A 14,649-nucleotide genomic window follows, 5' to 3' on the forward strand; every position below is an offset into this window, starting at 1 on the left:
CGGAATCCCTTCGGTTGGCGCCCGGCGGGGGTAGGTCCTTGCCACCGTCCATCTCCTTGTCGCCCTTGCCCTCCAGGCTGGCCAGCCTGGGCCCGGCCGCCCGCGCCTGGCTGCTGGGGGTGCTCGCCCTGCTGCTGTTCTGCGCCCAGGCCAAGGGGCGGGCGATCATCGGTTTCGACTCGCGCTTCGTGCTGTTCGCCCAGGAGATGCTGCGCCACGGGCCGAGCCTGTTCCCCACCACCTACGGCGAACCCTACCCGGACTACCCGGGCACTTCGACGTTGCTGATCTACCTGCTGTCGCTGCCTTTCGGCCGCGTCGACAGCCTGGGCGCCTGGCTGCCCTCGGCGCTGGCCGCGGCGGCCGTGGTGGTCCTGGTGTACCGCCTGCTGGAGCCGATCTCGCCGCGCTGGGCGCTGCTCGCCGTGGCGCTGTTGCTGCTCACCGCGACCTTCGTCAGCGAGACCCGCGCGGTGTCGCTGGACCAGATGGTCTCGGCCCTGGCCCTGGGCGCCTTCTACCTCGCCCGGCGCGACCGCGGGCGCCCGCTGCCGCCCTTGCTGGCGCGGCTGGGGGCGCTGCTGCTGGGTGGCTTCCTGGTCCGCGGCCCGCTGGGCCTGGTGATTCCCGCCGCGGCGGTCTGCGCCTTTTGGTTGGCGGCGCGGGACTGGCGCCGGCTGCTGGTCTTCGGCCCGTTCGCCGCGGCCCTGCTGGTGCTCGCCTGCCTGGCGCTGCTGGGCGCGGCCCAGCTGAGCGGCGGCCCCGGCTTCGTCCGGGAAGTGCTGCAGATGCAGGTCATCGGCCGTCTCGACGGCAGCGCCGGGGCCAGCTCGCCCTTCTACTACTTCCTCAGTGCGCCCGGCAATTACGCCCTGGCCTTCCCCCTGGCGCTGCCGGCGCTGTTGCTGCTGCCCGGCGCACGCGGGCGGGGTGAAGACGAGGGCACCCGGACCCTGCTGCTGGCCTGTGTCCTGGCTGCGCTGCTGGTGATGCTCGGCCTGTCCGTGCCCCAGGCCAAGAAGGCCCGCTACATCCTGGCGGCGGCGCCCTACCTGGCGATAGTCGCCGCCTACCCCTTCCAGGTGGCAGGCAGCCGCCTGGCTTCGGCGTTGCGCTGGGTCATGCAGGCCCTCTGGGCAATCCTGCCCGGGGTGCTGGCGCTGGCCCTGGCATTCGCCTGGCGGCGACTGGGCGGGCACTTGCAGGGCTATCACCTCGCCCTGTACGGCACCCTGGCCTTGTTGCTGGTCCTGCAGGGCTCTGCCCTGTGGATGCTGCGCCACCCGCGGCTACGGGCGCCGGGGCTGGCCGGCTGCGCCGTGCTGGCGCTGTGGGCGGCCTACATCCTCGCCTTCGAGCCCATGGAGCGCGGGCTGTACGGCACGCGCGCCTTCGCCCTGGCTGCCGACGCGGCCATGGCCGCCAGGCCGGCGCCGGTGGTTTTCGTCGGCCTGGGCAGGGACGCCAAGGCGATCAAGTACCTGGTCAACCTCGACCACGACCTGGCGCCGGGCTTCATCGACCAGGACAGCCAACTGCAGGGGCTGCAGGGTCCGCTCTACCTGGTGATGTCGGCCGCGCGCCGGGATGCCTTGCGGGCGTCGTCAGTGGCTGGCCTGAAGCCCCTGGTGGCGGCGGATTTCGACCATGAGCCCCATGTGCTGCTGTACCTGCCCGCAACGCAGCAGGCGCACGAGTGACGGGCAGGGCGGGTAGGCAGGAGGGACGCAAGGCCGGCCAGCCCACGGGGGCGGCCGGCCTTCTGCTCAGGAGGTGCGCAGGGCGCGCATGCGGGTGAGCTGGCGTTCCAGCATCGACGGGTAGGGTTCCTTCAGCCATTCCACGCAACTGGCCTCGGCCGGGTTGGCGATGGCGCGGACGCGGGCACGCTGGCGCACCTGCTCGTCCTCGGCGATGACACGCTCGATCAACAGCAGGTTGCGGCTGTGCTGGCTGAGGTTCAGGGCGTTCTGCACGGCGCTTTCCTGCAGCAGTTCGGCCTGGGCCAGCTCCGCCAGTTCGTCGCCCTGGGTCAGGCCCAGTTGCAGTTGCAGGGTGATGCCGCTGTCCACCACCTCGATCTGCAGGGCGTGGCCGAGGGCGCGCATCAGCTCGCCGCAGCAGAGGGCGTGGGTGAGGTAGTCGTCGTCGTCGCGGGCGTGGAAGAGGATCAGGCTGCCGCCGTCGCTGAGGGTGAACAGCTGGCCCTTGTACAGGCGCGCGGCCTGCTCCAGGCAGTCGCGGTAGCGTTCCAGCAGGTCCACCAGGCGGCTGCGCGGCAGGCGCCGCAGCTGCTCCTGGTTGCCCAGCTGCACGGCCAGCACGGCGCAGGGGTTGGGCAGCACCGGCTCGGGTTCTTCCTCGGCGGTTTCCTCGGCCTCGTCAGCTTCTTCGGCGAAGTCCTCGGAAAATTCCTCTGCGGCCAGGGGCGCTTCTTCGTGCAGTTCGTCCTCGGCGAAGATGTTCTCGTCGAACTCATGCTCGTCGCGCGGCAGGTCGAGGCGGGGTTCGCGCTTGTCGTCCGGCTCGCCGGCGGTTTCGCCCTCTGCGTCCTTCTCGACGGGGTCTTTCGCGGGCTTCGCCGGCGCCGGTGCGGCGGCCTTCGGCGCTGCCTTGCGGGGCGCGGGGGCGGGCGCAGGTTCCGGGGCCGGCGGCTTCTCCGGCACCAGGCGGGCCTGGAGCTGGCGGGCCAGGTCGCCGATCTCGTTCTGCAGGCCGGCGCCGGGGGCGGGGTCGTCCGGGTCGCGCAGCCACACGCGCAGCTGCAGCAGCGGGGTGGAGATGTGGCGGCCCAGGCGCAGGCTGAGGGTCAGGGTGAGCAGCAGCAGGATCAGGCTGATCAGGCCCATGCTCTGCAGGCTGACCATCATCGGCTGCTGGAACTGCTCCATGTCCAGGCTGATGCGCAGCTGGCCGGCCATGACCTCCTGGAAGGTGATCTGCGTCGAGTAGACCCCCTCGGTGTCGCCCAGCAGGCCCTGCTTGGGCCGCGAGCCGGCCTCGGCCAGGGTGCGGCCGTCGGCGCTGTAGATGGCGGCGTGGGCCACCAGCGGGTTCTTGGTCAGGTTGCCCAGCAGCACGTTGAGGCTGAGGATGTCGTTGGACACCAGCAGCTCGGTGGCCGAGGCCGCGGTCTGGGTGGTCAGGCTCTGGCCCACGGCATCGGCCTGCTGGTGCATGGCCTGCTTGAACTGCATGCCCATCACCCAGGCGTAGATCAGCAGCGCCGCCGCCACCAGCACCAGGCTGTGGATGGCGATGCGCAGGGCGATGGGCACCCGGCGCTGGCGCAGGGCGTGGTACAGCAACAGGAAGAAATTGTCGGGCTTGACGGACGTGGGCCGGGTCACAGCGGGCTCGGTCTTCTATGAAAGGACAGTCCCGGCAGTATAACGGCGCCCTGGGAAGGGGCAAAGCGCCGGTCCGCCCGTGATCCGGCCGGCGCGCACGATCCGATCGGCGGTTGTGCCGCCGGCGGGCGAGGCGACGGCCGAGAAAGGCGGTAGAATGTGCGCTTTTTCCATGGCGGAGACTGCGCCTTGCGCGAAATCGTCCTGATCAACATCACCGGGGAAGACCGCCCCGGCCTCACCGCGGCCATCACCGGCGTGCTGGCCCAGGGCGGGGTGAACATCCTCGACATCGGCCAGGCGGTGATCCACGACACCCTGTCCTTCGGCATCCTGGTGGAGATTCCCGACACCGAGCGGGCCTCCGCGGTCCTCAAGGACGTGCTCTTCACCGCCTACGAACTCGACCAGCAGGTGCGCTTCACCCCCGTTTCCGAGGCCGACTACCAGCAATGGGTCGGCGGCCAGGGCAAGCCGCGCCAGATCGTCACCCTGCTGACGCGCCGGGTGACCGCCGAGCAGTTGCAGCGGGTCAGCTCGATCACCGCCAAGTACGGGCTGAACATCGACCACATCGACCGCCTGTCCGGGCGCATGCCGCTGGACATGCCGGCCGAGCGCGGCAAGGGCTGCATCGAGTTCTCCGTGCGCGGCGAACCGGCCGACCCGGTGGCGCTGCGCGCCGAGTTCCTCAGCGTGGCCCAGGAACTGAACGTCGACATCGCCTTCCAGCGCGACTCGCTGTACCGCCGCAACCGCCGCCTGGCGGTGTTCGACATGGACTCGACGCTGATCGAGGCCGAGGTCATCGACGAGCTGGCCAAGGCCGCCGGCGTCGGCGAGAAGGTCGCCGAGATCACCGAGCGCGCCATGCGCGGCGAGCTGGACTTCCGCGCCAGCTTCAAGGAGCGCCTGGCGCTGCTCAAGGGCCTGTCCGAGGACGTGCTCGAAGAGATCGGCGCCTCGCTGCGCCTGACCGAGGGCGCCGAGACGCTGTTCGCCGAGCTCAAGCGCCTGGGCTACAAGACCGCCATCCTCTCCGGCGGCTTCACCTATTTCGCCCGCCAGCTGCAGGCGAAACTGGGCATCGACTACGTCTTCGCCAACGAGCTGGAGATCGTCGACGGCAAGGTCACCGGCGTGGCCGTCGAGCCGATCGTCGACGCCCAGCGCAAGGCCGACCTGCTGCGCGAACTGGCGGCGAAGGAAGGCCTGCAGCTGGAGCAGACCATCGCCGTAGGCGACGGCGCCAACGACCTGCCGATGCTCGGCCTGGCCGGCCTTGGCGTGGCCTTCCGCGCCAAGCCGCTGGTCAAGCAGTCGGCCAAGCAGGCCATCTCCACCCTGGGCCTGGACGGCATCCTCTACCTGCTGGGCTTCCGCGACCGCGAGGGCGTGGACGGGCGTTGAGCCGGCAGAAGCCTGGGGAAATGCCGCGGCGAACCGTAGGGCGTATAACGCTCCGCGTTATACGCCGCTTGACCTTGGCACCAGGCCGCTCGGGGTTGAGCTGGAAAAACGCCTGGTTGGAATGCGGAGCCGGCGAGGGCATGGGTGTAACGGCGTATAACCGCGAACGGTTATACGCCCTACGGAGACCCATCACGGAGCTCGGTGTCGACCTGTAGGAGCGCGCCCTGCGCGCGATTCGCGGGCAGGGCCCGCTCCTACAAATGAGTCCGTGCGCCGAGGTGCCTTTCGTAGGATGGGTTGAGTTTACGAAACCCATGCGGTCGTGGTGATGGGTATCGCTTCGCTCAACCCATCCTACGGGGTGCCGTGTTTGAGCAGATCACTCCTCCGAGGAGAAGTCGTAGTCCATCGCCTGGCTCGGGCCCTGCAGGTAGCGGCCCTGGATGTAGTTGGCGCCGGCCTGCCAGAGGGTGGCCAGGGCGGTGGCGCTCTCCACCATCGGCACTATGGTCAGCTTGGCCTGGGCGTGCAGGCTGGCCATCAGGGTGCGCAGGTTCTCCTGGTTCTCCGGGCGGCTGAGGTCCTGCACGTAGGAGCCGTCGATCTTCACGAAATCGACGTTCATGTGCTTGAGCGTGCTGAACGGGTTCAGGGCGCAGCCGAACTGGCCGAGGGCGACCTGGCAGTGCAGCTCGGCGAGCCCCTGGCTCAGGGCCTTGGCCTGCTTGAGGTGGGCCACGGCGTCGGTTTCGCTGATCTGCAGGATCAGCGAGTCGGCCGGCAGGCGCGCGGCCTTCAGGGCCACAGCCAGCCAGGGCAGCAGCCCGGCGTCCTGCAGGCTGGGGCCGGACAGGTGCACGAAGAGCTTGGTGTCGTGGCCCTTGGCGCGGTGCTCGGCGAGCAGCTTGATGGAGTTGAGCAGCACCCAGCGGTCGATGCGCTCGGCCAGGCCTCCGGCCCTGGCCGCGCCGAGGAAGTCGGCGGCGGGTACTTCCTCGCCCTGCGGGTTGAGCAGGCGCAGCAGCACTTCGTACAGCTCGTGGCTGTCGCCGCGCAGGCTGATGATCGGCTGGAACAGCAGGCGGAAGGCGTTCTTCTCCAGCGCCTGCTGGACGATGGCCAGCAGGTCGCCGCGGCTGGCGGCGGCGGCCAGTTCGTCGGCCGGGTCGTAGAGCTTGATGCCGTTGCCCTCGGCCTGGGCGATTTCGTCGGCGCAGCGGTGGGCGCGCTCGATGACGTCCTGGGCGCGGCTGGTCTTTTCGTCGAGCCCGGCGCAGCCGATCGACAGGGTGACCTGGGCGGTGCGCCCGTGGATGTCGAACAGGTGGCCCTCGATGCGCTTCAGCAGGCTGGCGAACAGCGCCTTGCTCTGTTCCGGCGTCTGGCCGTCGAGCAGCACGCTGAAGGCGTCGTCGCTGAAACGGGCCAGTTGCGCGTTCTCGGGGAAATGCTCGCGCAGCAGGTGGGCGAGGTCGGCCAGCAGCAGGTCGATGCTGGCGATGCCCAGGCTCAGCTGCAGGTTCTGCGCACGGTCGAGCAGCAGGTAGGCGAGGGTGGCCGGCTGGCCGGCAGTGACGGCGCGCTCCACGGCGGCATCCATCAGGTCGAGGAAGTGGGCACGGTTGAACAGGCCGGTGACCAGGTCCTGGCTGCTGACCTCGCGCAGCTTCTCCTGCAGTTCGCTGTTGTCCTGCTCGGCGCGGATCACCACCTGGATGCAGGGCTCGCCGTCATAGGTGGCCGGGGAAAAGCCCATGCGCGCTCGCAGCGCCTGGCCATCGACGCGCACGCCGCTGCACAGCAGCTCGTTGTCGCCGTCGCCGTGCTGGTAGCCCTTGAGGAAGTCCTTGAAGGTCGCCTGGTCGGCCGGGGCGATCAGGTCGATCATCGGCAGCCCTTCCAGCTCCTCCGCGTCCTCGTAGCCGAACAGCGCGACGTAGGCGCGGTTGGCATAGATGTGCATGCCGTCGTGGACGTAGGTGATGGCGTCCACCGAACTGTCCAGCAGCAGCTGGCAGCGTTTTTCCGCCTCGCGCAGGGCGACTTCGGCGGTGCGCCGGGCGCGGCGTTCCTCCAGGGCGGCGATTTCGCGGTTGGCCACCAGCACCAGGCGCTCGTCCTCGCCCTGGGGCAGGGCGTCCTGGGCGCCGAGGGCCAGGGCCTCGGTGATGCTGTCGGAGTCGTTGCCCTCGACAAGCTGGATGAAGGGGATGTCCTTGGCCTGGCGGCGCAGGCTGGCCAGGGCCTCGTCCGGCGCCAGGGCGCCGCTGTGCGGGGCGGCGATCAGCAGGTCCCAGGTCTGTTGCAGGGCTTCGGCGAGGTCTTCGCTGGAGGTGACGCGGTGGACGCGGGTCGCGCGCCCGGCATTGCGGAACAGGCTGACCAGGCGCTCGGCCTCGTTCTGCGAGTCTTCCAGGATCAGCAGGCGGACGGTTTTCTTTTCATTGGCCATGAAGAGCTGCTTATAGCGCGCCGGATGGCAGCCAGGAGGCGACGAATGGAGTGCGGCCGAATCTACAGCGACTTCCAGAGTGAGTCAAAGTCTTCCTCCCCATGCCCCGTATGGCTGCTCGTCCCTGTGACGGGCTTATCGTCGGCGCCCTTCGGACGCTCCTGGGTACTGTATTCGAACTGGCTGAAACTGCCGGTGGCGGTGAGCTTGCGCGTCAGGGTAGCGCGGCGTTCCTCGCCGTGCAGGTTGATCTGCACGCGGCTGCCTTCCTGGAAGGGCAGGCGTGGCGAGATCAGTGTCGCCGGCCGCGAGATGGCGGCGATTTCCGGCAGCAGCAGGGCGCGCAGGTAGTGGCTGCTCTGCTCCGACTTGCGCAGCAGTTGCAGGCCGCAGGGCTGGGCGATGGGGGCGATCAGTTCGATGCCCATCTGCGTGCCGCCGCCGCGGACCTGGCGGATCCAGCGCACCACCGCGACGCTCCAGCTGTGCCCGGGGGCATCCTGGATGCCGAGCAGCTCGCCGGCCTGCAGCTGGCTGGGGATTTCCTTCGGCCAGGTCAGGCAGTAGCCGCCGGGGCTGTGGTTGACGATGGACAGGGTGAAGACCGGGTACTCGTCGCTGGCAGCGGCCCCGGCGGCGTCGGGCGAGCCCTGGTCCGCCGACCGCAGCGGCTGGTATTCGATTTCCTCCAGCGGCATGCCCGGTTGCCAGTCGGTGACCTTCTGCGCGTCGAAGGCATTGGCCCAGGCGTCGTTCACTTCCGCCTGGAAGGTCGCCTGCACAGGTTCTGGCAGCTTGAGCAGGTCGGCGAAGGGGCGTCGGCCGGACAGGTAGTAGTGCAGTGCGCTCATGCCGATGCACAGGGTCAGCTGGCCCTGGCCGGAGGTGCGCTGGAAGCTGCGTTCGGCGATGTCGCCCCAGGCGCTGGCCAGGTGCTGCAGCAGGTCGATGCTGATGCGCTCGCCGCCCTTGAGCGGCAGCTTGTCGCGTTGCTCGGCGGGGGCCTGCATGTATTCCTTGATCGCCGCCACCAGGCGCTGCGGGTCCATGCCCAGGCCGTTGTGCAGGTCGCTGGCCTTGTACAGCGAACGGTAGCGCGGTGGGCCGTCCACCTGTGGGGCGACCACGAACAGGCTGGACGGCAGGTCGGCCTCCTGCAGGCGTACCAGCGAGCCCCAGGCCTCCAGGGCCTCGGCCACCTGGGCGATGCCGGCCTGGCGCATCTGGTTGCAGCGGGCGCAGCCCAGCAGCAGGGCCACCAGGTAGGCCTGTTCGACGTTCAGGCTGTTGCCATGCTTGGCAAGGTCGTCGCGGACCGCCAAGCCCTGCACACCCTTGCTGCGGGCCAGCTGGTAGAGCTGGTGCAGCTCCAGCCACAGGCTTTCCGGCACCGGGCAATAGAGCTGCTGGGCGCGGATCAGCGGGCCGCAGAGACTGCGGATGGCCCGCTGCAGGGCGAGGGTGAGGATCTGTGCGCGTTCGCGGGTGAAGCGCGGTGCCTCGCGCACCACCACCAGCTTGTAGCCCACGGCCAGGTGGTTCTGCAGGGCCTGGCAGAGGTTGGCGACCTTGCGCGGGCGCTCGTCGAGGACGATGGACTGGTTGAGAAAGTGGCGTTCGAGGTTGTGGCAGACCGACTGGACTTCCGGGCGGAACAGCTCCAGCAGCTGCAGGCGGGCCTCCACCGGGAGTTTCAGCTGGTTCAGCTCGATCAGGCCCTGGTACAGCTGGCGTGCGGTCTCGCCGAGGTTGGCCTTGGGCAGGTGGTCCAGCCAGTATTTGATATCGCGCGCAGTGACGTTGCAGAAGCTCAGGCTTTCCTGCGTCGGGGTGGGGACGCGCAGCAATTGCTGGGGACTCGTATTGTCCATGGTCGGATGAGGTGCTCCACGATCTGGGCCGTTCGCTGGACCGTTGTGCCGGTCTTGGGCGCCGGTTTTTTCCAAACTCTAGCAGTATCCACCTGAGAAGGCAGCCCGTTCCCTGGTTGGGAGACGGGCCTGCCGTTGGCTTTCAGGTAACAGGCCGGTTACAGGGGCCCCGGCTTGCGCCGGCTCACGCCTGGCGGGCGTTGCCCAGCAGCTGGCCCATGCGCACCGGGCTGCCGGCGGCCAGTTGTTCGGCCCAGGCGACCTGCTCGGGGCCGAACAGCACGATGGCGGTGGAGCCCAGCTTGAAGCGCCCCAGTTCCGCGCCTTTTTCCAGGTGGATGGGCTGGCGGGCCGCTTCGTCGTAGGCGAAGGCCTTCAGCTCGCGCCTGGGCGGGGTGACCAGGCCGGCCCACACGGTTTCCACCGAGGCGACGATCATCGCGCCCACCAGCACCACGGCCATGGGGCCGCGCTCGGTATCGAACAGGCAGACCACGCGCTCGTTGCGGGCGAACAGCTCCGGCACCTGCTCGGCGGTGAGCTGGTTCACCGAGAACAGCCGGCCGGGCACGTAGACCATCTCGCGCAGGGTGCCGGCCAGCGGCATGTGCACGCGGTGGTAGTCCTTCGGCGAGAGGTAGACGGTGGCGAAGCTGCCGCCCATGAAGGGCGCGGCGCGCTCGGCGTCGCCGCCCAGCAGTTCGCTCAGGCTGAAGCTGTGGCCCTTGGCCTGGAAGATGCGCCCGTGCTCGATGGGGCCGAGCTGGCTGATGGCGCCGTCGGCCGGGCAGAGCACGCCGCCGGGCGTCTCGTCCAGCGGCCGTGCGCCCTCCTTGAGGGCGCGGGTGAAGAAGGCGTTGAAGTGCTCGTAGGCCTGCAGGTCTTCCACCAGCGCCTCGCGCATGTCGACCTGGTAGCGGCGGGCGAACCAGCCGATCAGGCGGTTCTTGAACCAGGCGGCGCGGCATTCGGCCGCGCAGCCGACCAGGCGCGACAGCAGATGGTGCGGCAGCAGGTACTGGCCGAGGATGAACAGACGATCTTTGAACGACATTCCTTAAACCTCTACGGGGGTGTCGGGGTGGTTGCCCCATTCCGACCAGGAGCCGGCGTAGCCCTTGACCCGCGGGTAGCCGAGGGCCTTGGCCACCAGGTAGGTGAAGCCGGAACGGTGGTGGGTCTGGCAGTGGGTGATCACTTCCTTGTCCGGGGTGATGCCCAGGTCGCGGAGGATCTGCGCCATGTCGGTGCGGATGCGCAGGGCGCGGGCCGCGTCCATGCCGGCGGTCCACTCGAAGTTGACCGCGCCGGGGACGTGCCCGCCCTTGGCCGCCAGCACCTTCTGGCCGCTGTATTCGCTGGGGTTGCGCGCATCCCAGACGGCCAGGTCGGCGGCGCCCAGGCGGCTCTGCAGGTATTCGCGGGTGGCGGTGGGTTCGTCGTGCAGCGTCAGCGGCAGCGGGCCGCCGGCTGGCGCCGGGACGTCGCGGCTCAGTTCGCGGCCTTCGGCCAGCCAGGCGTGCAGGCCGCCGTCCAGGTAGTGGTAGTGCGGGTGGCCGATGACGTCCAGCAGCCAGATGAAGCGCCCGGCCCAGCCGCCGCCTTCGTCGTCGTACACCACGTACACGGCGCCCGGGTTGTGCCCCAGTTCGCCGAACAGCGCTTCCAGGTCGGCCTTGGCCGGCAGCAGGCCGGGCGCCGGCGGCTGGCCCCACTGGGTGCGCGCGGGGGCGACGAAGCGGGCGCCGGGCAGGTGGCCCTCGGCGTAGCGCGCCGGGCTGGTCAGGTCGACCAGGATCAGCTCGGGGGCGTCGAGGCGGGCGGCCAGCTCGGCCGGTTCTATCACCAGGGGCAGGTCGGAAAAGGCGGACATGTCGGCATCTCCCTGAAGGCGGGTGTCGTGGGACGGGATGGCGTGAGCTGGCGCCCTGGGCTACCCGCGAAACCCAGCAGTTTAACGAAAAAGCGCGCGGCGCTGGCGGGCAATCGCTTCAGGGCGTGTCACTGGGCCGGCGCCGCGCCGAATTGCTGCAGGGCCCGCTCGATGCACTGGCAGGTCTTGTCGAAGGCCTGGCCCTGCACGCTGCCGATGGGCTGGCCGTGGCGGTCGGCCACCACCAGCATCACCACGCGCTGGCCGCGGGCCAGGGAGCGCAGCAGCAGGTGGTCGCCGGGCAGCGCCGCCTTCAGGCGGCCGGGCAGCAGCGCGGAGTACTCGGCCATGTTGGCCGGGGTGAGGTGCAGGCGCGCCGGGCGTTCCAGCAGGCGGCGCAGCAATTGGCTGCCGGCCACCGGCAGCTGCAGGTTCTGCTCCGCCGGGGCCAGGCCGAAGCTGCGGCGGGCCTGCAGCAGGTTCTGCTGGCGGTCGGCGAGCAGCAGCACGGCACGGTCCAGGCCGCAGGCGTGCAGGGCTTCGGCCGCGCATTCCAGCAGGGGCACCAGGTTGCCGAACGGGCTGGGCGTGCGCAGCAGTTCGGCGCACAGCCGGCGCCACTGCCCGGGGTCGCCGGCGGCGGGTGCATCCGCGGCCGCGGCGTTGTGTCGCGGCTGCCAGCGCTGGCTTTCCCACGGCCAGAGCAGTGCCTGGGCCGGGTGCCAGTAGCGGGCGTCGGCGTCGCGCCGGGCGCTCTCCACGGCCAGGGCGTGGACCTGTTGCTGCAGCGCCTCCAGCGGCTCCTGCAGGTAGAGCGCGGTGAGCCGCTGCCAGCGCAGCATGTGCGGCCCGCCCCAGGACTGGTGCGCGGCCATCGCCAGGCTGTTGGCCAGGAGAATGGTGTTGGCCGGGCGGGTCAGCCAGCGCGCCAGCTCGGGGTCGGCGTCCAGGCGCTGCTGCTGGGCCAGCGGTTCGCTTTCGGCGTGCGCCAGGTGCAGGGCGCGGACCAGCAGTTCATGGTCCTCGCCGAGCAGGCGCAGGCCCTGGCCGATCCACTCCGGCAGGCGCCAGCGCTCGGCCAGGGCCGCGCACAGCGGCAGCAGGCGCATGCCCAGCAGTTCCTGTTCCACCTCGGCGCTGGCGCGGCCTTCGCCGAGCACCTGCTGCTGCCATTGTTCGAGCAGCTCCGGGCGCGCCGTGGCCAGCGCCCAGACCGGCGCCAGGATCAGCAGGCTGCCCCAGTGGATTTCCTGCCACAGGCGCGCCAGACGGCTGGCGAACAGGCCGCTGGCCTGGTGCATGGCGTGGCGGCTGATCAGCAGCATCTGCCCCAGGGCCGGCGGCATCTGCGCGGCGGGCACGCTGGGCAGGCTCTCCAGCAGGGCCGTGGCGCGCACCAGGCCGAGGCGGCTGAGGGCCACCTCCAGGCTTTCCGCCGGGTTGTCCCGGGCCATGCGCGCGCGGTTGGCCTCGCGCAGGATGGCCAGGGCCAGGGTCGGGCAGTCCTGCAGCAGGTCGGCGATGTCGCGCAGGGACCGGCGGTTGTCCGCCAGGGCGCGGCGCACGCGCTCGTGCTGTTCGGCGGGCACCGGCAGCGGCAATTCCTCCAGCAACTGGAGCCAGGAGGCGAGGCGCTGCGGGTCGGGTGTCTGGATGGGCATGCTTGGGCCGCCGAACTGGTTTTTACAATTTGCAGCCTATAGTCTTGCGCGGTTTCTCCGATAACAAGAGGGCGGCGCATATTGGCGCCCCCGTCCCGTCCACCGTTCCAGTCGACTCTTCAATGGCAAAAATCATCGGCATCATTGTCCTGCTGGGCAGCGTCCTCGGCGGCTACCTGCTCTCCGGCGGCAAGATCATGGCCATCGTGCAGCCCTTCGAAGTGCTGATCATCGGCGGTGCCGCGCTGGGCGCCTTCCTCCAGGCGAACCCCGGCAGCACCTTCATGACGGTGCTGAAGAAGGCGCCGAAGATGTTCAGCAACCGCTTCACCCACGTCTTCTACCTGGAAGTGCTGGGCATGCTCTACGAGATCCTCAACAAGAGCCGCCGCGAGGGCATGATGGCCATCGAGGCCGACCTCGAGGAACCCGCCTCCAGCCCGATCTTCAGCAAGTACCCGGCGGTGCTGAAGGACGAGCGCATGACCGCCTACATCTGCGACTACCTGCGCATCATGTCCTCCGGCAACATGGCCCCCACGAGCTGGAAGGCCTGTTCGACATGGAGCTGGGCAGCCTCAAGGAAGACTTCGAGCATCCGTCCCACGCGGTCACCCGCGTCGCCGACGCGCTGCCCGGCTTCGGTATCGTCGCCGCGGTGCTGGGCATCGTGATCACCATGGCCCTGCTCGGCCAGGGCAGCCAGGCGGAGATCGGCCACCACGTGGCCGCCGCGCTGGTCGGTACCTTCCTCGGTATCCTCGCCGCCTACGGTTTCGTCGGCCCGCTGTCCAACGCGCTGGAGCACGACGCCAAGGAAGAGCTGAACCTCTACGAGGCGATCAAGGCCTGCCTGGTGGCCTCGGCCTCGGGCATGCCGCCGTCGCTGGCGGTGGAGTTCGGCCGCAAGGTGCTGCTGCCGGCGCACCGTCCGAGCTTCAGTGAGCTTGAACAGGCGGTACGCGGGCGCTAAGCGATGGACAACAACCAGCCGATCATCGTCAAGCGCGTCAAGCGCTACGCCGCCGGCCACCACGGCGGTTCCTGGAAGATCGCCTTCGCCGACTTCGCCACGGCGATGATGGCGTTCTTCCTGGTGCTGTGGCTGCTGTCCTCGGCCACGCCGGAGCAGAAGAAGGCGATTTCCGGCTACTTCCAGGACCCCATCGGCTTCACCGAGAGCGCCAGCCCCTACGTGATCGACCTCGGTGGCACCCCGACGCCGGCCCCGGACAAGACCCTCAACCCGCAGATCCAGGCACAGCCGGAGGCGGACGAGACGCGCATCAGCCCGGAGTCGGAGAAGGAGGTCAACCCCGCCGAGGCCGAGCGCCAGGCCGAGCAGATCGAGCACGAGCGCCTGGAGCTGCTGCTCCAGGAGCTGCAGAACAAGGTCGACGAGAACCCCACGCTGCGCCGCTTCAAGGACCAGATCCTGTTCGAGATCACCCGCGACGGCCTGCGCATCCAGATCGTCGACGCCGAGAACCGGCCGATGTTCGACCTCGGCAGCGCACGCCTGCAGCCGTACTTCGAGGACATCCTGCTGGCCATGGCCGAGACCATCAAGCAGGTGCCGAACAAGATCAGCATCAGCGGCCACACCGACGCCAAGCCCTACGCCGGCGACGAGTTCGGCAACTGGGAGCTGTCGGCCAACCGCGCCAACGCCGCGCGCCGCGCCCTGGTGGCCGGCGGCTACCCGGAAGGGCAGATCGCCCGGGTGGTGGGCTACGCCTCGTCGCAGCTGTTCGACCGCAAGAACCCGCTGAACCCGGTGAACCGGCGCATCGACATCATCGTCCTGACCAAGCGCGCGCAACGCGCCATCGAAGGCCAGGACGGCACGGCCGAGGAACCGGCGGCCAGCCAGCCGGCCACGCCGCCTGCCGGCGCCGCACCGGCACCCCAGGGCAGCGCGCCGGCGCCTGCGTCCCAGCCGCTGCCGGCCGGGCAGGTGCGCGAGAAGCTCAACCTGTTCGACGACGGCAAGCTGAAGCTGGACGAGCTGAAGAAGCAGTGAGATGAG

9 protein-coding genes and 1 pseudogene are annotated in these 14,649 nt (G+C 69.6%); 4 read left to right on the forward strand and 6 right to left on the reverse strand.

Going from position 1 to position 14,649, the window contains the following annotated elements:
* Positions 1 to 56: 56 nt before the first annotated feature.
* The gene (locus PKO50_RS33610; protein WP_275628419.1) at positions 57 to 1,700 is read left to right on the forward strand and encodes a glycosyltransferase family 39 protein; all 1,644 of its coding nucleotides are present in this window, start codon (positions 57 to 59) and stop codon (positions 1,698 to 1,700) included.
* A gap of 66 nt (positions 1,701 to 1,766) precedes the next feature.
* On the opposite strand, the gene PKO50_RS33615 is transcribed toward PKO50_RS33610, so the two are convergent.
* Positions 1,767 to 3,350, reverse strand: a complete 1,584-nt coding sequence (locus PKO50_RS33615; RefSeq protein ID WP_275628420.1) for an AhpA/YtjB family protein — start codon at positions 3,348 to 3,350, stop codon at positions 1,767 to 1,769.
* Between the two features lie 189 nt (positions 3,351 to 3,539).
* On the opposite strand from PKO50_RS33615, the gene serB reads away from it, so the two are divergent.
* Positions 3,540 to 4,760: a phosphoserine phosphatase SerB gene (serB, locus tag PKO50_RS33620; RefSeq protein WP_089389977.1), complete on the forward strand. Its 1,221-nt coding sequence runs from the start codon at positions 3,540 to 3,542 to the stop codon at positions 4,758 to 4,760.
* A gap of 382 nt (positions 4,761 to 5,142) precedes the next feature.
* On the opposite strand, the gene PKO50_RS33625 is transcribed toward serB, so the two are convergent.
* The 5 genes from PKO50_RS33625 to PKO50_RS33645 all read right to left on the reverse strand — a co-directional run bounded on the left by PKO50_RS33625 (position 5,143) and on the right by PKO50_RS33645 (position 12,620).
* Positions 5,143 to 7,215, reverse strand: a complete 2,073-nt coding sequence (locus PKO50_RS33625) for an EAL domain-containing protein (protein WP_275628421.1) — start codon at positions 7,213 to 7,215, stop codon at positions 5,143 to 5,145.
* A 62-nt stretch (positions 7,216 to 7,277) separates the two neighbouring features.
* The gene (locus tag PKO50_RS33630) at positions 7,278 to 9,086 is read right to left on the reverse strand and encodes a molecular chaperone (RefSeq protein WP_109933829.1); all 1,809 of its coding nucleotides are present in this window, start codon (positions 9,084 to 9,086) and stop codon (positions 7,278 to 7,280) included.
* A gap of 184 nt (positions 9,087 to 9,270) precedes the next feature.
* A complete protein-coding gene (gene asd / locus PKO50_RS33635; protein WP_109933828.1) occupies positions 9,271 to 10,140 on the reverse strand; it encodes an archaetidylserine decarboxylase in 870 nt (289 codons plus the stop codon).
* A 3-nt stretch (positions 10,141 to 10,143) separates the two neighbouring features.
* Positions 10,144 to 10,959, reverse strand: a complete 816-nt coding sequence (gene rhdA / locus PKO50_RS33640) for a thiosulfate sulfurtransferase (RefSeq protein WP_109933827.1) — start codon at positions 10,957 to 10,959, stop codon at positions 10,144 to 10,146.
* A gap of 128 nt (positions 10,960 to 11,087) precedes the next feature.
* On the reverse strand, positions 11,088 to 12,620 hold the full coding sequence (locus PKO50_RS33645) for an HDOD domain-containing protein (RefSeq protein WP_275628422.1): 1,533 nt from the start codon (positions 12,618 to 12,620) through the stop codon (positions 11,088 to 11,090).
* Positions 12,621 to 12,742: 122 nt separating this feature from the next.
* Between PKO50_RS33645 and motA the strand changes: the two are divergent.
* Positions 12,743 to 13,593, forward strand: a pseudogene (gene motA / locus PKO50_RS33650) (flagellar motor stator protein MotA).
* Between the two features lie 3 nt (positions 13,594 to 13,596).
* Positions 13,597 to 14,643: a flagellar motor protein MotB gene (gene motB, locus PKO50_RS33655; protein WP_275628423.1), complete on the forward strand. Its 1,047-nt coding sequence runs from the start codon at positions 13,597 to 13,599 to the stop codon at positions 14,641 to 14,643.
* The last annotated feature ends 6 nt before the right edge of the window (positions 14,644 to 14,649 follow it).

It is taken from the genome of Pseudomonas sp. 273 (genome assembly GCF_029201425.1).
Taxonomy (GTDB): domain Bacteria; phylum Pseudomonadota; class Gammaproteobacteria; order Pseudomonadales; family Pseudomonadaceae; genus Pseudomonas; species Pseudomonas delhiensis.

What these genes read in the sequence shown, in the direction of transcription:
- PKO50_RS33625 (WP_275628421.1), bottom strand. Translation starts at nt 7,215, where the DNA reads ATGGCCAATGAAAAGAAAACCGTCCGCCTGCTGATCCTGGAAGACTCG.
- PKO50_RS33630 (WP_109933829.1), bottom strand. Translation starts at nt 9,086, where the DNA reads ATGGACAATACGAGTCCCCAGCAATTGCTGCGCGTCCCCACCCCGACG.
- asd (WP_109933828.1), bottom strand. Translation starts at nt 10,140, where the DNA reads ATGTCGTTCAAAGATCGTCTGTTCATCCTCGGCCAGTACCTGCTGCCG.
- rhdA (WP_109933827.1), bottom strand. Translation starts at nt 10,959, where the DNA reads ATGTCCGCCTTTTCCGACCTGCCCCTGGTGATAGAACCGGCCGAGCTG.
- PKO50_RS33645 (WP_275628422.1), bottom strand. Translation starts at nt 12,620, where the DNA reads ATGCCCATCCAGACACCCGACCCGCAGCGCCTCGCCTCCTGGCTCCAG.
- motB (WP_275628423.1), top strand. Translation starts at nt 13,597, where the DNA reads ATGGACAACAACCAGCCGATCATCGTCAAGCGCGTCAAGCGCTACGCC.